The 24,442-nt window shown below is 42.9% G+C and carries 20 protein-coding genes; 15 read left to right on the top strand and 5 right to left on the bottom strand.

The window, feature by feature from the left end:
- Positions 1 to 53 precede the first annotated feature (53 nt).
- Positions 54 to 575 (bottom strand): 3'-5' exonuclease, encoded by a 522-nt coding sequence (locus G6053_RS00915; RefSeq protein WP_165305250.1) that lies wholly within the window; start codon positions 573 to 575, stop codon positions 54 to 56.
- Between the two features lie 170 nt (positions 576 to 745).
- Here G6053_RS00915 and G6053_RS00910 point away from each other — a divergent pair, with 170 nt between their 5' ends.
- The 5 genes from G6053_RS00910 (at position 746) to G6053_RS00890 (ending at position 5,224) form a co-directional block, all read left to right on the top strand.
- A complete protein-coding gene (locus G6053_RS00910) occupies positions 746 to 1,660 on the top strand; it encodes a DUF5106 domain-containing protein (RefSeq protein WP_165305249.1) in 915 nt (304 codons plus the stop codon).
- Between the two features lie 3 nt (positions 1,661 to 1,663).
- Positions 1,664 to 2,128, top strand: a complete 465-nt coding sequence (locus tag G6053_RS00905) for a S24 family peptidase (RefSeq protein WP_165305248.1) — start codon at positions 1,664 to 1,666, stop codon at positions 2,126 to 2,128.
- Between the two features lie 137 nt (positions 2,129 to 2,265).
- A complete protein-coding gene (locus G6053_RS00900) occupies positions 2,266 to 2,535 on the top strand; it encodes a PqqD family protein (protein ID WP_121127089.1) in 270 nt (89 codons plus the stop codon).
- 21 nt (positions 2,536 to 2,556) lie between these two features.
- On the top strand, positions 2,557 to 4,185 hold the full coding sequence (locus G6053_RS00895; protein WP_165305247.1) for an ABC transporter ATP-binding protein: 1,629 nt from the start codon (positions 2,557 to 2,559) through the stop codon (positions 4,183 to 4,185).
- Between the two features lie 127 nt (positions 4,186 to 4,312).
- Positions 4,313 to 5,224, top strand: coding sequence for a hypothetical protein (locus G6053_RS00890; protein ID WP_165305246.1), 912 nt, complete (start codon positions 4,313 to 4,315; stop codon positions 5,222 to 5,224).
- Positions 5,225 to 5,348: 124 nt separating this feature from the next.
- On the opposite strand, the gene G6053_RS00885 is transcribed toward G6053_RS00890, so the two are convergent.
- Positions 5,349 to 6,914, bottom strand: coding sequence for a S41 family peptidase (locus tag G6053_RS00885; RefSeq protein ID WP_165305245.1), 1,566 nt, complete (start codon positions 6,912 to 6,914; stop codon positions 5,349 to 5,351).
- 226 nt (positions 6,915 to 7,140) lie between these two features.
- On the opposite strand from G6053_RS00885, the gene G6053_RS00880 reads away from it, so the two are divergent.
- From G6053_RS00880 to G6053_RS00860, 5 genes are all read left to right on the top strand, one after another.
- A complete protein-coding gene (locus tag G6053_RS00880; protein WP_165305244.1) occupies positions 7,141 to 9,483 on the top strand; it encodes a TonB-dependent receptor in 2,343 nt (780 codons plus the stop codon).
- Positions 9,484 to 9,503: 20 nt separating this feature from the next.
- Positions 9,504 to 10,742 (top strand): DUF4374 domain-containing protein, encoded by a 1,239-nt coding sequence (locus tag G6053_RS00875; protein WP_165305243.1) that lies wholly within the window; start codon positions 9,504 to 9,506, stop codon positions 10,740 to 10,742.
- A gap of 81 nt (positions 10,743 to 10,823) precedes the next feature.
- Positions 10,824 to 11,156: a hypothetical protein gene (locus G6053_RS00870; RefSeq protein WP_165305242.1), complete on the top strand. Its 333-nt coding sequence runs from the start codon at positions 10,824 to 10,826 to the stop codon at positions 11,154 to 11,156.
- Between the two features lie 3 nt (positions 11,157 to 11,159).
- Positions 11,160 to 11,435, top strand: a complete 276-nt coding sequence (locus G6053_RS00865; RefSeq protein WP_165305241.1) for a hypothetical protein — start codon at positions 11,160 to 11,162, stop codon at positions 11,433 to 11,435.
- A gap of 11 nt (positions 11,436 to 11,446) precedes the next feature.
- On the top strand, positions 11,447 to 13,288 hold the full coding sequence (locus G6053_RS00860; protein ID WP_165305240.1) for a PepSY-associated TM helix domain-containing protein: 1,842 nt from the start codon (positions 11,447 to 11,449) through the stop codon (positions 13,286 to 13,288).
- Positions 13,289 to 13,358: 70 nt separating this feature from the next.
- On the opposite strand, the gene G6053_RS00855 is transcribed toward G6053_RS00860, so the two are convergent.
- Positions 13,359 to 14,639 carry a replication-associated recombination protein A gene (locus G6053_RS00855; protein ID WP_165305239.1) on the bottom strand — a complete coding sequence of 427 codons (1,281 nt, stop codon included), beginning with the start codon at positions 14,637 to 14,639 and terminating at the stop codon, positions 13,359 to 13,361.
- A 332-nt stretch (positions 14,640 to 14,971) separates the two neighbouring features.
- Here G6053_RS00855 and G6053_RS00850 point away from each other — a divergent pair, with 332 nt between their 5' ends.
- The 3 genes from G6053_RS00850 to G6053_RS00840 all read left to right on the top strand — a co-directional run bounded on the left by G6053_RS00850 (position 14,972) and on the right by G6053_RS00840 (position 19,454).
- The gene (locus G6053_RS00850) at positions 14,972 to 16,069 is read left to right on the top strand and encodes a tetratricopeptide repeat protein (RefSeq protein ID WP_165305238.1); all 1,098 of its coding nucleotides are present in this window, start codon (positions 14,972 to 14,974) and stop codon (positions 16,067 to 16,069) included.
- Positions 16,070 to 16,272: 203 nt separating this feature from the next.
- Positions 16,273 to 18,393, top strand: coding sequence for a carboxy terminal-processing peptidase (locus tag G6053_RS00845; RefSeq protein WP_165305237.1), 2,121 nt, complete (start codon positions 16,273 to 16,275; stop codon positions 18,391 to 18,393).
- Positions 18,394 to 18,623: 230 nt separating this feature from the next.
- Complete coding sequence (locus tag G6053_RS00840; protein ID WP_165305236.1) at positions 18,624 to 19,454, top strand: universal stress protein; 831 nt, start codon at positions 18,624 to 18,626, stop codon at positions 19,452 to 19,454.
- Positions 19,455 to 19,568: 114 nt separating this feature from the next.
- Here the strand turns inward: G6053_RS00840 and G6053_RS00835 are convergent, their stop codons facing one another.
- Positions 19,569 to 19,976, bottom strand: coding sequence for a DoxX family protein (locus G6053_RS00835; protein ID WP_165305235.1), 408 nt, complete (start codon positions 19,974 to 19,976; stop codon positions 19,569 to 19,571).
- 238 nt (positions 19,977 to 20,214) lie between these two features.
- Here G6053_RS00835 and G6053_RS00830 point away from each other — a divergent pair, with 238 nt between their 5' ends.
- Positions 20,215 to 21,045 carry a universal stress protein gene (locus tag G6053_RS00830; protein ID WP_165305234.1) on the top strand — a complete coding sequence of 277 codons (831 nt, stop codon included), beginning with the start codon at positions 20,215 to 20,217 and terminating at the stop codon, positions 21,043 to 21,045.
- A gap of 68 nt (positions 21,046 to 21,113) precedes the next feature.
- Here G6053_RS00830 and G6053_RS00825 read toward each other — a convergent pair whose 3' ends face one another.
- Positions 21,114 to 22,016: an LD-carboxypeptidase gene (locus tag G6053_RS00825; protein ID WP_165305233.1), complete on the bottom strand. Its 903-nt coding sequence runs from the start codon at positions 22,014 to 22,016 to the stop codon at positions 21,114 to 21,116.
- A gap of 270 nt (positions 22,017 to 22,286) precedes the next feature.
- On the opposite strand from G6053_RS00825, the gene metG reads away from it, so the two are divergent.
- Positions 22,287 to 24,356 carry a methionine--tRNA ligase gene (gene metG, locus G6053_RS00820; RefSeq protein WP_165305232.1) on the top strand — a complete coding sequence of 690 codons (2,070 nt, stop codon included), beginning with the start codon at positions 22,287 to 22,289 and terminating at the stop codon, positions 24,354 to 24,356.
- Positions 24,357 to 24,442 lie beyond the last annotated feature (86 nt).

Here is a 24,442-nt window from a genome sequence, read left to right as displayed (position 1 = left end):
GATAAAAATTAAAACATGATGCTACCTTCTTTATACGAAGATTTAACGAAAAATCATGCCAAAGAGGGGACATCGGCATGTCTAAGGTATAGATTGGCACAGGCACGCGCATCGGAAAGTGCCTCATGGTGGTTAAGCTCAATTCCTAAAACTTCACAACAGGCATTAAGCCGTGCTGGCTTAAAACCCTTCTCCTGATAGATCTTGAAGGTACACTCCCATTTATCCATGAGACCCAAACTATCATAAGCTAGATTATAATAGTTCATGGTCTTGCGCAAAACTCCCCTATCAAATAGCTCGTTGTGCGCAACCATAATCCGGTTATTGATCAATGGAAGAATACGAGGAAATAATTCTTTAAATGTCGGCGCTTCAGCCGTATCCTTTGGTCTGATACCGTGGACACGTGTTGTCTGCCACATATATTGATTCTGAGGAGGCCGGATCAGCGAATAAAATTCATCAACGATAATACCCCGCTCCACCACCACCAGCCCAATGGCACAGGCGGAATTTTGGTTGGCCGTAGCTGTCTCGAAATCTATTGCTGTAAAACTTAATCCTGATTGCATGTTTGCTCCTCTAAAACTTGCGGTAAAGTTAACAAATAGTATTTAGATATCAGTTATTATGCAGGGAGGATTGAACCGAACTGATTATAATTCGCACATAGTTTAGCATACGCTTGAAAATGAAATAGGTTTTAACTATGTTTGGAAAGCATAATAATTAAACGCAACGAATGAAAAGTTCAACTCTTGGGTTTTGGTTACCGATGGGCCTGATCGTAGGCCTGCTGTGGGCCTGCAACGGAAATAATAATTCAAAAAAGGAAAGTAACGAAACAACGCCGCAAAAGGCAAGTATGACTAGTACTACCGACAGCAGTCTGCTCCATTTCTGGGACAAATTTGACATGAACGATACTGCGCAGGTGAAGAATCCGGACATCGGTGAACAAAAACTTGCTGATTTCATCGGGCTGCTATCGACAACCCCCGATTCCGCCCTAAGGGATAAGGCGGTGGACGGGATGTTGGATAAGGCCAAATCCAATAGGCCGAACTTTGACCATTTCATTAAACTATACGAACGCTATCTTTATGACGGCAATTCGCCCATGCGGAATGACATTGTCTATGAGTCGGTATTGCGTTACCTGATCAAAACGGATCTGCTGTCAGACCTGGAAAAAGAGGCTTATAGGCCGATCTACAAATTGCTATTGCGCAATAAGGCTGGACAGCTGGCAGAAGACTTCAGTTATGAGCTAGCGAATGGAAAAAAACAGAAGTTATCGCAGACAAAAGGGAAATATACCTTCTTGCTCTTTTATGATCCAGAATGCTCGCATTGCAAAGAAACGATCCATCAACTCCGCGATACGCCACAACTGGTCCAGCTGTTTGAACAGCAACAGGTGCAGGTGCTGGCTATTGACCCTTGGGGCGACCGCAACAAATGGAAGGATTATATGCCCGAAATTTCCGAAAAATGGATCAACGGTTTCGACAGCGAAAGCAAGATCTTATCGTTCAATCTATATGACCTCAAAGCTTCGCCAACCATTTATCTTCTGGATGAAAACAAGAGAGTCCTTTTGAAAGACACTTACTTGCAACCCGTAATTCAGTATTTCGTTCAACCCAAGCCATAGGATATGACCGGATATTCGGAAGACAAGAAGACACGTATCATTTCCAATGACCTCTATTTTACTGAAGTACAACGTATGCTGGATGAAGGTAAGGAGGTGCGTATCCGTATCAAAGGCGGCAGCATGCGCCCCTTTATTCGGGACGGTGACAGCGTTTTGTTGCTGGCTTACAGCGGCGGGGCATTGCTGCCAGGAAGTAATCTATTGGCCAAACATCAAGGGAAGTATGTTTTTCACCGATATGTCGGAAGAATAAATGGGCAGATCATCCTGGCCGGGGACGGTAATCTCGTATTAAAAGAGTATATAGACCCGACAGATATTATTGCTGTCGCTTCGGTCCATTATCCACAGCAATCAGCCGAGGAAATTAATTTAAATTACCGCTGGGCAAGATTGCGTGGTCTGGCCTGGTACCGTATCCGCCTGCTACGCAGGATTATCGCAAAATTGAAACGCATCGTTTAGCGATAAAACAGGTGATACTGATGGAAAATAATTATTAACTTTGGTTTTATTTATTATATTTTGCCCCAACATATCCTTTTTTTAAGAAGACAACATCCGAAAACAGGATATGACCATTAAAAACAGATAATTTACATATGAAATTAAGATCGGATTTAGTATTGAGAACAATTGGTTCAGATCATTTAATTGTTGACCCCAGCCAGGATAGCATTGACCTATCGACCGTGTACACGCTGAACAGTTCTGCGGCATGGCTTTGGGAACAACTCAAAGGAAAAGAGTTTGATCAGACAACAATCGTTGAACTGCTCTGTGATAACTATGAAGTAGATGCGGAGCAAGCACAATCCGATGCCAAAGTGTTACTTGGAGATTTTGAAAAACAAGGACTATTGGAAAAATAACCTTTCCATTGATCTATCCAAATGAACAATAACAGCCTGAAACAACATGCACGCTGGGCATGGTCCGTCAGCGAGGGCTATCGCGGCAGATTGCTTCTTTATTTTGTATTGGAGCTGATATGCATCGGTCTGTCCCTTCTCTTTGTATACCTGTCCAAAAAAGCGGTTGATGTCGCAACCTCCCCGGGAGAATTGCCACTCAAATGGCTGTTGATCGGCATTATAAGTAGTATTACGCTCAATGTGGCTATCAAAGGCTTTTCGGGCCGTCTGCTGGAACGGATCAAATTGATGCTGACACTCCAGTTGCAGCGTCATATGCTCGATGCACAGATGTTATCGGTATGGCGATTGATCAAAAACTGGCATACAGGTGATATCCAGATCCGGATTCAGACGGACTGTGAAGAAGTGGCCAACACCATCGCCAGTACCGTACTTTCTTTTGTATTGACGATTGTCCAACTATTGGCTTCTGTGGGTTTCTTGTGGTATATGGACCCCATGCTGGCCCTGATGATTCTGGCCATCTCACCCCTCTTTGTCTTTTCAAAGATTTACTTCCGTAAAATGCGCAAACTCAGCAAGGAGGTCAAAGAGGAGGAAAGTAATTTTTCAAAGGTCCTCCAGGAAAATCTGCGCTTCCGCCTGCTGATCCGTGCCATGGGTATTTTCCCCAAGAGGCGTGCGAAATTGACGGCAAGTCAACAACAGCTTTTTATGCTGAAAATGCGTCAGATCAATTTTTCGACGTATACGCAGGGGGCGATGAAGGTAGCCATGAATGCGGGGTATTTGGTCGCCTTTATCTGGGGGGTCTATCGGCTACAATCCGGGCAGATCACTTTCGGAACAATGACGGCTTTTTTGCAGCTGGTGGCGCGCATTCAGAGCCCAATTCTTGCCTTGATCGGCTATATCCCCGGCTTCGTCCGCTTTCGTGTATCCGCAGACCGGCTCCTGGAATTACAGGAGGGTGAGATTGAACCTCAGGTAGAACAGGAGCGATTAAATGGGACAGAAGAGCTGCGTATCAGGGACCTGTCTTTTCGCTATGAGGATAAGTGGGTATTGCAGCAGCTCAACCTCTCGCTAAAAGTGGGCGAGCCAACGGCAATTATCGGCCCGAGCGGAAAAGGAAAAACAACCCTGATCCGGCTGTTGCTGGCATTGCTCAAAGCTGAAAAAGGTGACATCACAGTGGTTGACAAAGACGGTGAAAGATCGCTGGAAGCAAAACACCGTGTCAACTTTGCCTATATTCCGCAGGGCAATTCGCTTTTCAGCGGAACGATACGGGAAAATCTCATGCTTCATGTGAAAGAAGATAGCCCCCTGGATATTGATAAAGCGCTTTGGCTGGCCTGTTCCGAATTTGTATATGATTTTCCGGACGGTGTGGATACGTTAGTGGGCGAATCAGGAATGGGCCTATCGGAGGGACAAGCCCAACGTATCGCCATTGCGCGTGCCTTGATGCATGACGGTGATATCTGGCTCTTTGATGAAGTTACCTCAGCGCTGGACCGCACAACCTCGGATACGCTAACGCATCGCCTGCTGGAATATGGAAAACATAAAATATGTCTATTTGTAACGCACGACTTGAATCTGGCGGATAAATGTCCGCATCGCATTTACCTCGATTGAGGAAGATCGGAATGGCAACATATCAACATCAATAAAAAGAATCTGGATATTTCAACTAATATCAATAGATTAAAACAAACCGAGCTTGCAAGCTCATGAAGTAATTAATCAAAAGATGAACTGAATCATGGATATCACCAAATCACCTGAGTTCGCTCGAACCCGCTACCATATTGCGGAATTATTGCTGGAATTTAACCACCCTAAGGAATTTCCCTTATATCAACTTCTTCGCTCCTTCCAGGATTTTCACTGGGTAGGTACCTATAAAGCTGAAATTGTCATCAATATCAGTTTGGACAAGGCTCCGGTAACAGTCGATATGGGGACATTACGCACAGATGACTCGATCGCCTGGGGCGACCGATTCCGTTTTTATGAAAAGGGTGATACCTTTATTACGACCATTGTAAATGAGAAGGGCAATGGCACATGGTACCAATACAGTAACCGTAACTTTGAAGAATCGACGATCTATGTCCCTGAGAGTTCGGCGGATGAACAGAGTGCCGTGATCACCTGGATGTCCATGATGATATTTGGCCAAGCCAGCCTCCTACATGATACTGTAATGATTCACGCTTCTGTGGTTAATCACGACAGTAATGGAATCGCCTTTCTAGGTAAAAGCGGGACCGGAAAAAGCACACATAGCCGGCTTTGGCTGACACATATCCCCAATACGGCATTGCTGAATGACGACAATCCGGCCATCCGCATAACAGAAGATGGGATTTTTATCTATGGAACTCCCTGGAGCGGCAAAACACCCTGCTATAGAAATGAACGGCAGCCCTTAAAAGCATTCGTACGGTTACAACAGGCTCCCGCCAATACATTTACATGGCAGCCCGGAATCAAGGGCTTTATTGCGGTGCTCCCGAGCTGTACAGCAATCCGATGGAACAAAGATCTTTTTTCAGGAATGAATACAATTCTCGAAAAAATTGTAGCTGAAATACCGGTAGGTTATTTACAGTGCTTACCCGACGCTGCTGCTGCCCAGCTGTGTCATTCCTTCATATTTGACCGTAAATAATTCGTATTGAGCCTTCCATTAAATTAAAAGGTCACGGGATAACATAATTATCCGGTGACCTTTTAATCTCTTTTAGCTATTATCATACAGCCTAGTGCTCTCAGCACACTGTGCCAGCACTAACTTATTTGCTTCTTGTCTTGATCATACCCCGCTCTGGCCTAGTATGCATTTTGCCTTGATCCACGGTTTGGATCGCTCGGGAAGAAATACTGCGCAATGCTGCCCGGGTTTTGGTCGACGGAGCCGCATCCGCTAAAGCTGTTGCCAGCATTTTCTCCGCAGGATCTCCGACATCGGCTGAAACATCGTCACCGACGCCAGAAATATCAGGAACAAGGCCATCCCAATAATCACGCAGGTTTCGGTCAGTACCCTTGTTATATTTTTCGCCAAGATTTCCGCGTGCGTTCTTCAGGATAAATGAAGCTGGCCAATAGGATACTTTATCCCGGACTTTCTGTTCAAAAAATCCAACAGGCTTGCCATATGTCCTTGATTCGGTGGCAATGATCTCAACCGGAAGGTGCGGCACCAGCACATTAATCAGCATCTCCGCGGCTGAAGCTGTCTCTTCACTCACCAGGAAATAAACTTTATTGAGATTCAAGGCACTTCGTCCGTCGAAGTAGGTATCATACATATTCAGTTGATCTCTTAAGCTCTTTGCTGCATCCGACTGCATGTACTTGTTCATTTCATAGGTCAGCATCAACTTACCTTTGGTCTTGGTGCCACCGATCTTATCAGCAATATAAATGGCCGCATCTACATAGCCCCCGCCATTGTAACGCAGATCAACAATGAGGCTTTTGATTTGTTTAGCCTCATATTGCGTAAAGGCCGCATCGATATTTCTCTGATTTTGATTGTTATTTTCAATTTCCTCAAAAGACGATAAGGCCAGATAACCGATATTATTGCCACTATTGAGGTAAATCGTATCCTTATAGACTGGATTGATGACGTACGAATTGTTATAGTTCATCGGCTTCTCGAACAGCTTATTATCAGCACGTTTCACCTGCAGGGTAAGACTTGCCGCATCCAATGCTGAATTGATATTGTTCCGCAGCCGGCTGTAGGCCGCAGGGTCCTTTACTTCGCAGCTTCCGCCGGGATCGGGACAGGTAACTTCGACCGAATAATTTTCTTTGTCATTATTGACAGAAGTAATAATATCCGCGCGTTTAAACCCGGCCACCTGTGCCGGAGATCCCCCTTCCACAAAGGAAATATAAGGCTGTGCGGTCTTGCTGTCTATCGAAAACCACTGCACGGAAATACCATAACCTTCGTTATTATCCATCTTTGTACTGGCCTGCCCGGCGATATTGTAACCGTTGATACCTTCCATAAAGGAAAAGCGGTCAAAAACGCCCGAGTAACCAGCCGCCACATGGACAGGTGTCAGCCTTTTGAGTGCCTCAAGCACATTGCTCGCCGAACCATATTGATCGGTATATTGAGCCGGGTCTTTTAAATAATCCGGAATAGATCCATCCGCCCATACGGAATAGAGTTTATAATATTTATAAATATCGTCTTTAATAAGCTGACCTTCGGTGCGGTCAGTTGGTTCGGGCTCCGGTTCGGGCTCGGGATTATCCTTTTTACAGGAGAGAATAAAAAGGCCGGAGAGCAATATCGTAGCCAGACGCCCTACTTGTTTTACACGCATTGTGTTCATACTTGAAACATTTGTAAAACAAACATAAATAATTTTAGCTGATCCGCAATGAAAAAAAACGCAACCTCCCCATGATGCGCTACTGTAATAAATAACATTTTTTAACAATTTCATTTGTCTGTATGAAGATATTTCTTACATTTGCGCTGTTTATAATTAATCTAAATAAATTTTTAAAACAACAGGGATTCCGAATCTACCAAATAGATCAAGCGATCAACATAACATGAAAAACATCAAATACAATAGTATCTTTCTGCTTATCCTATTAGCATTCAGCGCGCAGGCGCAAAAATTTACTGCATCATTAAAAGGGTATGTCAAAACCACAGCCCAACAGGGGATTGCGGCTTCGACCATACGAATCGGTGATCTCAACTCATCAACAGATGAAGCAGGGTATTATGAAATCAAACATATCGACCAAAGAAGTGTGACAATAACAGCTTCTGCGATAGGTTATAGAAATATAACGAAAACTATTGTCCTAAAAGCTGGCGAAAATACATTCGACCTTGAACTTACATCGGATCAAAAAGAAATTGACCAGGTGGAAGTATTTGGCCGTACGAAGGCTCAGGAAGTGAACCGGCAGGCTTTCAATGTAACTGCTGTAGATGCAACCAAGCTTTATAATACAACACTGAACATCTCAAGCGCACTTGATCAAGTGGCGGGTGTACGTGTACGTGAATCCGGGGGCGTGGGCTCCAACTTTAACCTAATGCTAAATGGTTTCAATGGAAGTCAGGTCCGTTATTTTATTGATGGTATCCCCATGGAAAATTTTGGTTCAGCTTTTCAGATCAACAATATCCCCATCAATATCGCTGAACGTATAGAAGTCTATAAAGGTGTCGTACCTGTATGGCTGGGTTCTGACGCACTGGGCGGTGCCGTCAATATTGTAACGGGAGACCGGTTTAAAAACTACGTGGATGCCTCTTATTCTTTTGGCTCCTTTAATACGCACCGAACCGTAATCAATGCGGCACATACCACAAAAAGCGGATTATTTTTCCAACTGAATGCCTTTCAAAACTATTCCGACAATAATTATAAGGTTACAGTAGATGTCGCCGACCTCAATACACAGCAGTATAAAGAAGGTGTCAGAGTAAAAAGATTCCATGATACCTATCACAACGAATCCCTGATTGCAAATATCGGTGTGGTCAATAAGCCGTACGCGGATAAGTTGCTTTTTGGAATCGTATTGGGTAAAAGTTACAAAGAAATTCAGACCGGAGCCCGGATGGAAACTCCATTTGGTGGCTGGCACCGCAGAGGCACTACGGTAATGCCAACCTTCAAATATAAGAAGTCTGATTTATTTGTAAAAGGTCTGGACCTGACGCTAAATGGTAATATCAACGTCGGTACGGAACAGAATATTGATACCGTATATGCACGGTTTGACTGGTATGGCAATCGGAAGTATATCCCCGGAAAGGGCGGGGAAAGTTCCTATTCCATGTACAAATACAAGAATAATCTCGCTGTTGCCAATGCTATTTTAAACTATAAACTCTCCGAAAATCACAGCTTGTCGATAACGGATGTGTTCAACAGCTTTAAACGAATGGGAAGCGATGAAGTAAATCCGCAAAATACTTCTTTGGAGCGGGCAAAACTCAGTCAAAAAAATGTGTTGACTTTCGGTTATCAATACGATGTAAAAGACCGCTACAGCGTCAATGCTTTCGTAAAAAATTACCACCAGCATAATGTAAATGGAGCCAATGAGCTTGTCAAAGATCTATCAAAATGGGGCTATGGAACAGCGCTAGCCTATTACTTTACACCATCTTTCCAATTGAAAGGTTCTTATGAATTGACTGTACGGATGCCTACCCCAGATGAACTGTTTGGCGACGTGGAGAACTATGAAGGAAATTTTGCGTTAAAACCTGAAAACAGCAATAATTTTAACCTCGGTATAAATTACGATTTCGCATTGAATGCTGCCAACCGTTTTTCCTTGATGGCCAATGCATTTTATCGAAATGCGGACAATTTCATCTACCAAAGGCTCAATAACAACCAAACCAAATATATCTCCGACAATAGAGATGGGGTCCGGTCCATCGGTGGTGACATGGACTTGCACTATTCACACAGCAACTGGTTTACAGCAGGCCTTAATATGACCTATCAGTCCGTTGTCAATACACAGAAGTACGAACCTGATTATACAGGCATAAGTCCATTGTATAAAAAAACAATGCCGAATATTCCGTACCTCTTTGGAAATCTAAATGCTGCTGTCACGCTATATGATTTTGGTGGTAAGGACAATAAATTAACATTCGGTGGCAGTCTACAATATGTACATCGCTTCTGGCTTTACTGGCCACTATTGGGGGGTACCGATGAGGAGTCCGAAAAAAGACAGATTCCAATGCAAATGGCACTGGATGGCAATGTCGTCTATTCCATCGCCAACGGACGCTACAATATTGCCTTTGAAGGTAAAAACCTAACGGACAACCGTCTGGTTGATAACTTTAGTTTACAGAAACCAAGCCGTGGATTCTATCTTAACTTACGCTACTTTTTCAATAAATAATAACGCATAATATTTTAAACATGAAAACAAAATCATTATTATCAGTCTTAGCAGCAGCTATCTTAATAACATCTTGCTCCAAAAGTGAAAACCCCAATCCGGTGGATCCTGATCCTACTCCAGGTGCGGGAAAATATATTGTTGCCGTGACACCTATTGCCAGTACTGGGGTAGCTGACTATTTAGTCACATCCAGCTCGCTTGATGACGGTAAAGTGTCCATTATCGGAAATGGTATTGAACAAGATGGAACATGGAGATACTATTTGACAACGAATAACAAATTTTTTAGCTTCTTATACGGACAAGGTAACCCCGGAGCTGTGACAGCTTATAAACTGACGGATGGAAAATTAAAGAAATTGACCAATTTCCAGTCGGAAACCGTAGCGGCATTTGCCCCTGTCAACGACGATGTATTGATGGCCAAAATGACCAGAAATCCAACCACTCCTACACATACCTGGTACAGGGTAAACACCAATAGTCTTTCCATGGTAGGTGAAGGTACAATAAAGGCACTTGAGCTGACCAATAATGGAGAAATAGGATATTTTACTTGGTTAACCCAAGTGGGCAACAAAGTATTTGCGCCTATTATGTCAATTCAGGACCGTAATTTTACAACTACACAGCCAAATAAAGCATGGATTGCAGTCTATTCTTACCCGGACATGAAGCTTGAAAAAGTTTTTACCGACGAGCGTACAAGCTATATAGGCCAATACTTTACCAATGGTCTAGGTACAGTTGAAAATGGTGATATCTATGCATTCTCTGCTGCCAACGCAGAATCAAAAGTGGGCGAAGACGTTAAAATCACAACAACTAATCCTTCGGCTATCTTAAAGATTGCTTCAGGCGCAACAGAATTTGACAAAAACTATTTCTTCAATATTTCTCAGGTTTCTGGAGGATACAACATTATTAACTGGACATATGTAGGTGGCAACAACTTTATCGTGAGCTCCCAAAAGAAACAATCCGATGGTAGCTACAGTGCGGAAACAACCATTGCTGCAGTAAATGTGGTCGATAAAACATTTAAAACGATCAGTGGATTACCAAAAGCCGACGAAATAAAAACATTTACACAACGGAACAATTACAGTAAGAAAGATGGCAAAACAGGCTACATCGGTGTGAACTTAAAATCGGGCAAAAGCTATGTCTACAAGATCGATGCTGCTGCAGCTACCGCTACCAGAGGTCTGGAAGTTGAAGGCGGATCGATCACCGCAATCGAACATTTAGACTAATCTCATTTTATACTTACAATACATACCCAATATGCTGATAGGTCGCATATTGGGTATCTGTATAAAACCGCATAACCAACTATGTACACATTTTTACTCCTGCTCATTTTTGCTGGTAGTTTTTTCTGGTTCTGTTCATCAGAAAAAGTCAAGATCAAGCATGCGCCAGCGCTCATACTCCCCCTGGTGAGTGATAAGATGCGTGCGAAGATACTGGGTATCGTCCTGCTTGGCCTTTCCTGGGTACTGACTATGTATTTACAGGGGCTTCTTTCGGGAACATTAGCTTTTGGTGCTTATAGCATGGGATTTTTCAGTCTGATCGTACTCTTATGGCCATACCACTACTTTCAATGGAAACAACTTACTGTGGTTTTTCTGGTCGCTCTCCTATTGGAAACTATTATCTTCTAAGCCATGCCAGCGAATAAAAAATATTTAAGCCATCCCTTTCAGCGGTTCCTCAAATTAACCGCGGGATTCTTCGGTGGCTATTTTGTGATGCTCTACCTTCACTTGTGTCTCACCAAAGTGTTTGACAAAACAGACATCTTGATCACCGCCTATGTAACAGGTTTTATCGTATGGGGCATCTTATTGCTTGTCGCCTTTCTCGCCAGAAGTGGCTGGTTGATCTGGGGTATCTACTTGCTTTTGATTGCGCTATTCTACAGCATCTTTATCTACCTGTAACCACCTGACCTATGAATTTAAGACGTTATAATATTTATTTCAATACCCATACGATCTCGGGAATAATCATCTGCGCGATCTTGTATGTGATCTTTTTCGCGGGTTCTTTTTCATTTTTTAAAAATGAGATCAATGCCTGGCAAAAAAATGAATCGGACAAAGGTGGCAGCTACCGAAACCTGGTTTTCGACCAACTCCTGGATTCTATTGGGCAGATCAAAGAACTGAAAGGAAGGGATATTACCTTTTACATGCAACACAATGGTCATTCGAGTTATGTCAATATCGACGCATCCCAGGATACGATAGTTGCGAATAAAGCGAAAGCAGTCGCTGCGGAAAAAGAATTGGCCGAAAAGAAACGGCTCGCGGCAGCAAATAAAGGCGCAGCGGTAAAAGATGCGAAAGGCAAGGACGAAAAAAAGAAAAGACGTGGTCGCGGTCGACGTGGAAATGAAGATTCCATGTATTTTTCTTATGACCTGACCACAAAAAAACCGTCAGATTACAGCGATGGTTATACGATGGGTGAATTTTTGTATCGCCTGCACTTTTTAGCACCGCTTAACCAAATCGGGATCAATATCGGCAGACCCTTCGGATATACCCTTGCGGGTCTGGTATCCTTTATTTTCCTGTTTGCCCTGATCTCCGGTCTCATGCTCCATTGGGATAAAATAAAATCAAACTTCTTTGTCTTTAGACCCGGAAATAAATGGAAAACGGTATGGACAGACATGCATACGGCTCTGGGCGTCATCGGGTTCCCGTACCAGTTTATGTATGCGCTCACAGGCATCGTACTGATCGTCAGTTCCGTCCTTGTCGTCCCATTTAGCAAATACCTGTACGATGGCAAGGAGGATCAAGTATATGAAGCACTTGGCTATAGCGACAACACAAAATACACCTATTTGTATGAGCCACTCACGACAGCTTTTAAGATGGGGGATTTTTTGGATAAGCTGGAAAGCAAATGGCCAAACAGCCATATGAACCGTATCTTCATCAAAAACTATGGTGACAAGAGCATGCATGTGGTTGCCCTATATGATGCCGATATGGATAAGAACTTTGCCGGATCAGGTAAAATCATCTATCGGGTGGCGGACAATAAAGTACTTTTCGAGAAATCGGCATCAGAAAATGGCAGTTATCTGGATTATATGAAAGGGTTCATTTACCGCCTGCACCTAGCGGATTTTGGCGGTTATCCCATCAAGATCATTTATTTTGTGCTCGGCATAATGGGCTGTTTTGTTATTATTTCGGGTATTCTGATCTGGCTGGTGGCACGTGACAAAAACAATATCCCAAAACGTAAGCGTGTCTTCAACTTTTGGGCAGCCAATGTATTTATGGCTGCTTGTCTAACCATGTTTCCGGTTACCGCAGCAACCTTTATCGCTGTTAAATTGGCGACGAAGGTGGACCAATCTTTTATATTTCACGTTTATTTTTATAGCTGGCTGGCTTTGGGAGTCTTTTACATTATCCGTCGAAATATCGGAAAAACCAATCGGGAGACTCTTCTCTTAGGCGCAGTGTTGTCATTAGCAGTACCAATTGTCAATGGTATAAAAACCGGAAACTGGATTTGGGAAACGTTTCGTTCGGGCTCAAATGACATTTTACTGGTGGATCTCCTTTGGTTGTCTTTAGGGATCATCGGCTTGTTGATCTTCAAAAAGATGGCGCAAACAGCCAAAAAAGATGTCGCGAATGGTCAGGGTACAGCTACGCCTAAAAGCAAAGAGCAGACTGTTGCTGACGACAGCGGCAATAGTCCAACAAAGCCTTTGCCTCCAAAAAGGTCATTTGTACCTAAAAATACCCGCACGACAGAAGCATAATTTCGTTGTCCATATTCGCAAATGGCGGGCCTACAAGCTCGCCTTTGCTATTTTATGCGACCTCCTGGCTTTAATATCGGTACTTCTCTTTCCACTTGTCGCGTAGACTCTGGCGGATCTTCTCTTCTTGAGGATTTTGTCCGGGTTCATATAATTTTACGCCACTGACTTCCTTTGGCAGAAATTCCTGTACCACAAAATTTCCGGGATAGGCATGCGCATATTTATATTCTGCTCCATAATTGAGTTCTTTCATCAGCTTGGTCGGTGCATTGCGAATGTGCAGGGGCACCGATAGGTCACCAGTCTGCTTCACCAGCGCTTGGGCCTTATTGATCGCTTCATAAGAGGCATTGCTCTTGACCGAAGTGGCCAGATAAATAACGGTTTGCGACAGAATAATACGCGATTCGGGCCAGCCGATTACATTCACTGCCTGAAAACAGTTATTGGCCAACAAGAGCGCATTGGGATTGGAGTTTCCAATATCCTCGGATGCTAAAATCAGTAATCTACGGGCGATAAATGAAGGGTCTTCTCCCCCCTCGATCATGCGCGCCAGCCAGTACACGGCAGCGTTGGGGTCGGACCCACGAATAGACTTAATAAAAGCTGAAATAATATCGTAATGTTGTTCGCCCGCCTTGTCGTATATCGCCATGTTCTGCTGCACCTGCCGCAGGACAAAAGCATTCGTAATCGGCTCCCTGTGGAGAACCGCCGCATTGACCACAAGCTCAAGCACATTCAATAGTTTGCGTGCGTCACCTCCGGACAACCGCAATAGCGCCTCATATTCCTCGACAACAATTTCATGCTTTTGGAGGTATTCGTCCTCATGCAAGGCCTTTTGCACAAGGCCAATAAGATCCTCTTCAGACAAATGCTCGAGCACATAAACCTGACAACGGGAAAGCAATGCTGATATGACCTCAAATGAGGGATTTTCGGTGGTGGCACCGATCAGTGTAACCAAGCCCCTTTCGACAGCGCCCAACAAGGAGTCCTGTTGGGATTTGGAAAAACGGTGTATCTCATCAATAAACAGAATGGGCTGATCCTGATTGAAATTCATCAGTCGCTCGGCTTTATCGATCACCTCACGGATATCCTTTACACCAGCTTGTATAGCGCTCAAGGAGAAAAAAGGTCTATCCAGCTCTTTCGCAATTAACAGCGCCAGACTTGTTTTTCCCACCCCTGGAGGGCCCCATAAGATCATCGAAGGGATATTTTTTTGTTGAATCGCATGATACAGGACTGCATCAGGGCCGACAATATGTTGCTGTCCCACATAATCATTCAATTGATGTGGACGCAGTCTTTCTGCAAGCGGGATACGTGTTGCCATAACACAAAATTAGTATTTAGTATTGAGATATGGGTATTGAGATATCTTTAACATTTTTTCACACAATTTTTCTTCATATTTGCTCTAGTATAAGTTCTTTATGGCTGAGCAGAGAACGATAAATTGCCTTCACTATACAATTTATCTGAGTTTGCTCTAGTATAAGTTCTTTATTGCTGAGAACAATAAGGTTCGCTCTATTGTATTTAAAATGCTTGTGGAAGCAGACCTGAGCTTGCCAGCTTATTGAAGATAAAACGATAGATTGCTTTTGGCATGCAATTTATCTAAGTTTGTAATACACGTTTATGACGACGTAATCATTTTAAAGGATGACAAAATACTGGACCCGACTTCTGACTGCCCTAATCCTGACCCTTGGAATGAGCGGTAAGGTGGCGGCACAGCAAGCCCCAAAGGATTATACGGGGGCGATAAAAAAATATGATGTTTCATTTAAAGGTGTAGGCCCAGAGGTATATTTCCTGCCTCCTCCAAAGACTGAAAACGAAATTATTGAAGATAATTATAGTGATAAAAAGGGCTTTAGCAAGGAAATTGCCAGACAGCTGCTCTTCCAACGCCTGTTACTGCAATTGAAAAGCACCAATAACATGGGGCATTTTCAATACCTGATAAACCCCGTTCCTGTCGATGCCGCAGCATGGAATAATGCCATCGAGAACCAAAAGAAATCTGAAAACTGGATTGCGGGTTACGCCCTGGCGAATGAGGCCGCGCTATTTGCCATTAAAAATAACGACAGCAGCAATGCCTCAAAATTCCTTTATGATGCACTGTCTTTGGCCAACCGTACCGACAATAAAGATGACATTGCTACAATCAATCTGAATCTGAGTAATTTTCAATTGTACAATGGAGACTTTATCAAAGCGGAAGAAAGTGCCCAAAAATACCATAACCATGCGACAGTCAGCAAAAGCTATCTCGAACAGGCCAATGCTTGGTTATTAATTGCCATGGCACGTGCAGGACAAGGAAACTTTAAAGCCGCGGAAAATAACATTATCCGAAGTGCCATTCCCCTATTCAATAAATCAAAAGCCTATGAAGGCAAAATATTCGCCTGGGAAATGCTTGCGGAGATTTACTTTAAACAAAATAAATACACACAGGCACAGTGGTTTTTGCTGCAGGCACGCGATCTGGCCAATGCAAAAAAACTGATCGGCGAACTTGCGGAGATCGAATATTTACTTGCGGCCTCCAAACAAAAGGACGGTAATTACAAGGTCGCCATCAAAGAATTTATTCAAGCCGCTGAACTGGCTTCCAATGAGAATAACAAACAGCTGTCGTTGGCGATATTGGACAAATTGGGCGAAGTTTACCTGGTTCTGGAGGATTATCCATCAGCAGACCAGACTTACAAAGCGTATACCCAGCTGAAAAATGAATTGTACAATTAATCGGCTGTGATCAGATCATAGCAACCGTAGGAATAAAAAGTAAGAAATAAATTGTATTTTAAGCTTTTTGTAAATATTAAAGGATAAATCAAATAAATTTTTAGAATCTATGTCAATGTGCTATGAATTTCACTAAATTTAGCACGCTTATCAATAAGAGCTGAAAATTTTTTTATAAAATGATTATTAAAACTGTCGAAAATATGTTTAGGAAACTCATATTTGCACTTTTTGTGGTATCTATTGTCTCCTGTGGATCAACACCACGGGTGGCGCTTCCAGATGATGGCGGCCTCAAGCCAAGTACCCAGCATCAGATCATCGCGAAAGAAGTGATTGGATTATTGGAAAATGCGAGCTACAAAAAGGTCAAAATGAATGATTCGGTATCTGGAATTATCTACGATAATCTGATCAAAGGGTTAGACCAAAGCAAGAATTACTTGATCCAGTCGGATATCGATGAATTTCAGGCTTACAAGAGTAATCTGGCTCAGGATATGAAAGATGGCGATCTTTCTGCTGCTTTCCATATCTTCAATATCTACAAAAAAAGATATTTGGAAAGAATGCAATATGCGCTTTCTGAAATAGACAAAACACATGACTTCACCAAAGATGAATTCTATCAACCCAACCGGGAAAAATTAGGCTGGTTCAAAACTGATGCTGAGGCGAACGACCAATGGCGTAAACGGGTGAAGTATGACTTATTGAACCTGGAAACAGCGAGTGGAAAATCTACGGACAGTGCCAAAACCAAACAGGTGGAAACATTGAAGAAACGTTATGTGAATTTAATTTCGCAGACAAAAAAATACAATTCCAATGACGCCTTCCAGATTATTATGCAGGCGCTTACGGATGCCGTGGATCCGCATACATCGTATTTCAACCCATCCTATGCACAGGCTTTCAATGAAGGCATGGCAAATACTTTTGAAGGCATTGGCGCAAGACTCATGATTGACAACGAGGCCGTGAGCATCAACGAAATCATTCCCGGCGGGCCGATCTTTAAGGATAAAACCATTCAGGTGAATGACAAGATCATCGCTGTCGCACAAGGTAAAGATGGCGAATTTGAAGATATCATCGGCTGGAGACTGGATGCAGCAGTAGCCAAAATAAAAGGACCTAAAGGAACCATCGTAAGGCTTAAGATTATTCCGGCCGGACAACCAATGAACTCGCATCCACGCATTGTTTCATTGGTCCGTGAGAAAATCGTCGTTGAGGAGGAATCCGCGAAAAAAGAAATCATGAACATCAAAGGTGCCGATGGCAAGATGTATAAAGTCGGGGTGATCAATATCCCTAAATTTTACATGGATTTTGATGCCTACAGAAGACGTGATCCAAACTATAAAAGTACAACACGGGATGTAAGATTAATCTTAGACACCCTGAAACAGGCGAAAGTCGATGCCGTATTAATTGATTTACGTTTCAATGGCGGTGGATCACTTCCGGAAGCAATCGACCTGACAGGATTGTTTATCGACAAAGGACCTGTGGTACAGGTACGAGATACCAAAAACAATATTGATGTCGAAGAAGACAAAAATGCCGGTGTGACCTGGGATGGTCCACTAGGTGTGATGATCAACCGCTTCTCGGCCTCAGCTTCTGAAATCTTTGCCGGTGCGATTCAGGATTATGGCAGAGGGGTAATCCTTGGCTCACAAAGTTATGGTAAGGGAACTGTTCAATCGGCTATAGACATGTCACGTGTCATTAGTCCAACAAGCCGCCTGTTACTGAAAGCTTCTGGTGAGAAAGATCCTGATACCCCCGAAGGTGCGCCACAATATGGACAGATCAACATTACACTGGGTAAATTCTACCGTGTCAATGGCAGCAGCACACAACATAAAGGGGTAACACCTGATATTACATTTCCATCACAATTCTCCGCAGAGAAATTTGGTGAAAGTTCAGAAAAATCTGCGCTTCCTTGGGATCAGATCCAGTCCAGCAACTTCAAAAAGGTCGCTGATATGACCGGTGTGGACAAACAGCTCGAAACCCTACATGAGACACGTATCAAAAATTCACTTGAATACAAGTACCTAAAAGAGGATATTGAAGAGGCTCAAAAAGATGAGGACGTGAAAATTTCACTGGAATTGAATAAATTCAAGAAAGAAAAAGATGACAATCTCAAGAAAAATAGAGACCGTATCAATGCTTTATTGAAATTACAGGGCAAACCAGCATGGGAAGAGGGCAAACCGCAACCGAAAATGGATCTTGACTTTGTAAAAGATGAAAGTGCAAAAGTAATGACGGATTACATCATCAATTTTGCAAACAAAAAATAACCGGGACAACCCCATAAAAAAAGGCAATCGCGTAATAACGGTTGCCTTTTTTTATGATACTCATCACAATACTAAGCCTTTAACAGCGAATTCATCTTTTCTTCGTACCTTGTCATAACGCGATAATCGCATAGATTTTAGAATGATGGTCCGCGCGTGTAAACTTTAAGCGGCTTAAACTGTTTACATACTAAACATCGACTTGACATAAATTTCTAACTTATAGCACAATGAAACGTATCCTGCTTTTAACCGACTTTTCAGAAAATGCACTCTTAGCGGCGAAACAGGTCGCCCTCTGTGCAGCGGCCTGGAAAACTGAACAAGTTATTGTTTACCATACGTATAACAGCGTAACAATTGTAAACAACGAACCTATAGTCGTGGTCAATGACGAAGTGAAAGAGGCCAAAGAGAAAGAACTAAATAGCTGGCTGGAACTGATCAAGCCTCTTTTTCCACCACAGGTGATCTTGTCACACAGGATGGAAGATGTCGACTTGCCGATAGGAGTGAATGACCTCTGTAAATCGGAGTCCATCGATCTGGTGGCACTGGGAATCACCGGACAGACTGGCTTTGCGAAAATATTGGTGGGCAGCAACGCCATTACCTTAATGGATATCTGCAATAAGCCAATGCTGATCGTCTCCCACAAGGTCGATCCGGCAGTTCCAAAACATGTACTGGCAACCACTGACCTGAAAGAAGTGGACCGGAAATTAAGTCTGTTTAACCTGGATCAGGTCCTCGATGCTTTTTCCGCACAGTTATACGTACTGAATGTTGCGAAGCGCGAGAGTTCGGCTGCAGATCTGGCACAGGAATTAAAACATTTACATGAACGGCTGGACAAGTATAAACCCATCTATGACTACATCAGTCACGACGATATTACGATGGGAATATCGGAATATGCGAAAGAGAAGCATATTGACCTCATCCTGTCCTTTCATAAGAAACAAGGTTTATTGGCGAGTCTGTTTAAAACGAGTATATCCAAAAAGATGGCCTGGAACGGTGCGGCCAACTTATTGGTTATTCCAATGGACAAGTCCTAACTAGGCACTAACACCAAGGGGTCCCGCGCATCAAATTTAATGCACGGGACCCCTTGGTGTACATTTCAATATCAGAAACGACCGACAGGGTGATGGTTTTCCGCCGAATCCTTGCTATTTCTTGTCCACGGAATGCTTCCCGGGTCCGATAAATACAAGCCCGAGAAACACGAAAAATAGTTCGATCGCATGGGATGCACCTGAGATACCGTCGCCTTTGGACAGGTGCATCAATCCGGCAACCACCATCGTAAAGGCAAGTAACAGTGCTGAGGGCCTAAAGAATAGTCCTAAAAGTAGAAAAAGACCACCAATGGTTTCTGCTGCTGCAGCCATAAAACCCCAAAATGCCGGCATAAAATGAATACCCATATTGCCCATTGCTTTACCCACACCGGCCCAAAGTTCGGGTCCTCCTTGCAACTTAGGCAAACCATGCATAATCATCATGACGCCTAATCCGATACGAAGAACCAATAAGCCTGTATCTCTATATTTACCCAGTGAATTCCAAATTGCCATAAATAAAAATTATAATTAAAATGTTAATGACTGATAGACTTTCCTAAAATAACCAAAATTTTTCATTGATCGGTGTTCAAATTCTCCTTTTGATACTGCAAAATTAAACCAGTATGGAATATCTTCCCTTGATATAGATTAAGAAATTTCACAAAATAAACTGGCCTGAACAGAAAAATATTGCATTTATGCTACTAAATATGTAATTTAATGGACATAGACCCGATTATAAAATAAAATGAAGAATCTTCTCTTGTTAACGGATTTCTCTGACAATGCTTATGCTGCCGCCCAATACGCAGCAAAGTTAGCTTCGCTTTGGGGAATAGAAAAGGTTGTGCTTTACCATACCTATGAGGTTGTCCCTACAGTCGGAACAGAGCCTGTCGTCATCAATAATTCGGATATTCTGGAAGAAAAACAAAAAGATCTCAATGTGTGGCAGGAGGATCTGATGCAGCTGTTTCCACAGGGGATCGCATGGAAAGTGACCCTGGAAGAGTATGAGTTAAGCTATGGTGTCAACCGCACCTGCGCCGAAGAAGATATTGATCTTGTGGTGGTTGGAACGGCCGGTAAAAGTGGTTTCAAAAAACTGCTTCTGGGAAGCAATACCTTAAAATTGATTGAAAACTGTCATACCCCGCTATTAGTTGTACCGGCCAAAGCGGAATTTAGGATTCCCAAAAAAATGCTGATCGCAACGAATCTCAAAGAGGTGAAAATCAAACTGGACCGCCTGCTGGTCAATGCTGCGGAAGTACTCCGCAAAAGCGAAGTTTATGTGGTCCATGTGACCAAGGAAGATCCTGCGAGTAAAGCGCTAAGTACAGAAATTAATATCATGACCGATCTGCTGGCCTCTTACCATCCGATCTACAGCTATATCCTGCAATCGGATATTGCCGTTGGCATTAATCAATACATCAATGAGAATCATATCGATATGATGGTCACGTTCCATCGCGATAAAGGATTACTCAGCCGGATTTTCAACACCAGTATTGCACAAAAAATGGCCTGGAAAAGCCAGGCGGCAATGATGGTTATCCCTGTACATTCAGGATAATATATAAAATATCGACAATCAAACAGTATCATCTCGGACAAACTATTTAATTGTCGATGTGGTTAACCCTATAAATAGATAAGTTCCGTTTTATTGGCACTCGTTATTAATCTTACTTTCCGGCCTAATACCAGTGCATGGTTATCATCAATATGCCCCGCAGGATAAGCAAAGGCAACCGGAAAGTCGTATTCTTTAACTTTGTCCCAGATAATTTCCTCTACTGTCTGTCCAAATGCGGGGTCATTGTCTTTCATGGACGAAAAACCACCGACGATAAGGCCTTTCAGTTTTTTAAATTTACCCGCGCGCTTCAACGCCCAGAGCATCCGGTCCACGGAATAATAGGCCTCACCCACATCTTCAATAAAGAGAATTTTATTGGCATACTTAACATCGGAATCCGAAGCTAAGACTGATAATAGAATAGCCAAATTTCCACCAATCAGCTTTCCTTCGGCCTCACCTGGGCGATTGGGAAATACAGACTGCTCGTAGGCAAAGTCCATGGGTCCCCCAAAAAGCGCATTTTTCAGCGTCTCCAGTGAAGCTTTTGTTCCCGATTCAAAAGACTTGGGCATCTGCCCATGGATGGTTGCAATTTTATAGTTACGCTGAATATGACTGTGCAGGACTGTGATATCGCTAAAGCCGACCAACCACTTGGGATGCTGCTCATACTCCGAAAAATCAATCTCATCCACAATACGGACACAACCGTAACCTCCCCGGGCCGCAAACACAGCTTTAATGGATGGATCATCCAAGGCCCATTGCAGATCTGCGGCACGCAGCTGATCATCGCCGGCAAATTGGTGGTAAGATGTCCCTACTGTCTCCCCTACCAGAACCTCCAGTCCCCAGCTCTTCAATGTTTCAATCCCAATATCAATCGTGCCGCGAATGAAACTGGCCGGACAAACGATCGCAACTTTGTCGCCTTCTGTAAGAAAATCAGGTATTTTAGACATATTCATTATGTTTCATGAATGATTTTGATTCTTTATGGCTATGAAGCTATCATAAGCCAAGGTGCTTTATTTTATCTCAAATTATTTTGTTCTTACCCATGATGGTTTCCCCTATTAAAAATTTTCAATGGATGAGGAGAAAACGATAAATTTGGTCGTCCATAAAGCTCTCTGAGCGCCAAATTAACACAAATTTATCTTAGTTTTATACCGTAAATTGAATTATCTTTGTGAAGAAAATAAGTAAAAACTTTAATATACTTTCAAGCATTGAGTATTCTAGATAAAAAACGTTATACAATTACTTCGGCATTACCCTATGCCAATGGTCCTTTACATATCGGACACCTCGCCGGTGCTTATATTCCCGGTGATATATTTGTTCGTTATCTGCGTTTAAATCAAAAGGATGTAGTCTATGTATGTGGATCGGACGAGCATGGCGCAGCCATTACCATCCGCGCAAAAAAAGAGGGCATTACGCCACAGCAGATCATAGATAAATACAACAAACAGATCAAAGAGAGCTTTGAGGAATTTGGCATTTCTTTCGATATCTACCACCGTACTTCCGAGCCGATCCACCATCAACTGTCACAGGATTTTTTCCTGAATTTATACAACAAAGGTGAATTTGTCGAGAAATTTTCGGAGCAATACTATGATGAGGAATACCATCAGTTTTTGGCAGACCGTTATATCACAGGAACCTGTCCAAACTGTAAATCCGAAGGTGCTTATGGCGACCAATGTGAAAAATGTGGCACCTCACTTAGTCCAACAGACCTGATTAACCCCATTTCTACACTAAGCGGGAAAACACCGGTATTGAAAGAGACAAAACATTGGTATCTGCCATTGGATAAATATCAGCCCTGGCTTGAAAAATGGTTAATCGAAGGCAAGAAAAATATTCTTAAATCCAATGTTTTTGGCCAATGTCAGTCCTGGTTAAAATCGGGTCTGCAACCTCGCTCCATGACCAGAGATCTGGACTGGGGAGTGGATGTACCTTTGGAAGAAGCACAAGGAAAAAAACTATACGTATGGCTGGATGCGCCAATAGGTTATATTTCCGCGACGAAACAATGGGCAATTGACCACGGAAAAAATTGGGAAGACTATTGGAAAACCCATGAAAATCCAGCGGATGATGCCACATTGATCCATTTTATCGGAAAAGATAACATTGTATTCCACTGCATTATATTTCCGGCGATTCTTCATGCACATGGGGACTATATCTTACCGGAAAATATTCCTGCGAATGAATTCCTCAACCTGGAGGGGGACAAGTTGTCAACTTCCAGAAACCATGCGGTCTGGTTACATGAATATCTACAGGAATTCCCGGGCAAACAGGATGAGTTACGTTATGTATTGACCTCGATATTACCGGAGACCTCGGATGCTGAATTTACCTGGAAGGATTTCCAGGCACGGATCAACAACGAGCTGGTAGCCATCTTCGGGAACTTTGTCAACCGTGTGATGGTACTTTCCCATAAATATTTCGATGGTAAAGTATTAAATGGTTCTCCGCTGACAGCAGTGGATCAATCGGTACTGGACGAGTTAAAATCCTACCCAGCGTCGATCAAGTCCTCTCTGGAGCAGTTCCGTTTCCGTGAAGCATTGGCCGAATTTATGAATGTTGCACGTCTTGGTAACAAGTATTTAGCAGATGAAGAGCCATGGAAAGTAATCAAAACAGACGAGGAACGCGTAAAAACGATTCTGAATGTGGCGTCTCAGATTGTTGCTAACCTGGCTGTACTGGCACAGCCTTTCTTACCAAAAACAGCAACGAAGTTATTTGAAATGCTCAATTTCCCACAGGGGAACTGGAGTGATGCGGGCAACGAAGGACTAATTGAGAATGGCCATCAACTGGGTGAAGTCCAGTTGTTGTTTGATAAGATCACTGACGAACAAGTTGAGTTCCAATTAAACAAACTGGCGGAGGCCAAATTGAAAAATCTAGCAGACAATGCTAAGGTTGCTCCTGCAAAAGAAAATATCAGTTTTGACGATTTTGTGAAAATGGATATCCGTGTGGGAACAATTTTAGCGGCTGAGAAAGTTGCGAAAACAAAGAAATTACTAAAACTAACGATAGATACGGGTATTGACAACCGCACCGTCGTATCTGGTATTGCGGAATTCTTCAGTCCTGAAGAAATCGTCGGACGCCAGGTATCTATTTTGGTGAATCTGGAGCCGCGCGAAATCAAAGGTATTACCTCCCAAGGGATGATCCTAATGGCTGAAGATGCTGATGGCCGGCTGGATTTTGTCAGACCGGATACTGCAATCAAAGTAGGTAGCACAGTACGCTAGTTAGCTATAAAAGATACCATAAAAAAGCCTGTTCAAGAGACAGGCTTTTTTATTAAAGGTGATCAATACTATTTCAAGCCCCATCG

The organism is Sphingobacterium sp. DR205, from assembly GCF_011064245.1.
Taxonomy (GTDB): domain Bacteria; phylum Bacteroidota; class Bacteroidia; order Sphingobacteriales; family Sphingobacteriaceae; genus Sphingobacterium; species Sphingobacterium athyrii.
Note: the sequence above shows the minus strand (reverse complement) of the source record. Positions and strands in the feature narration are given on the sequence as shown.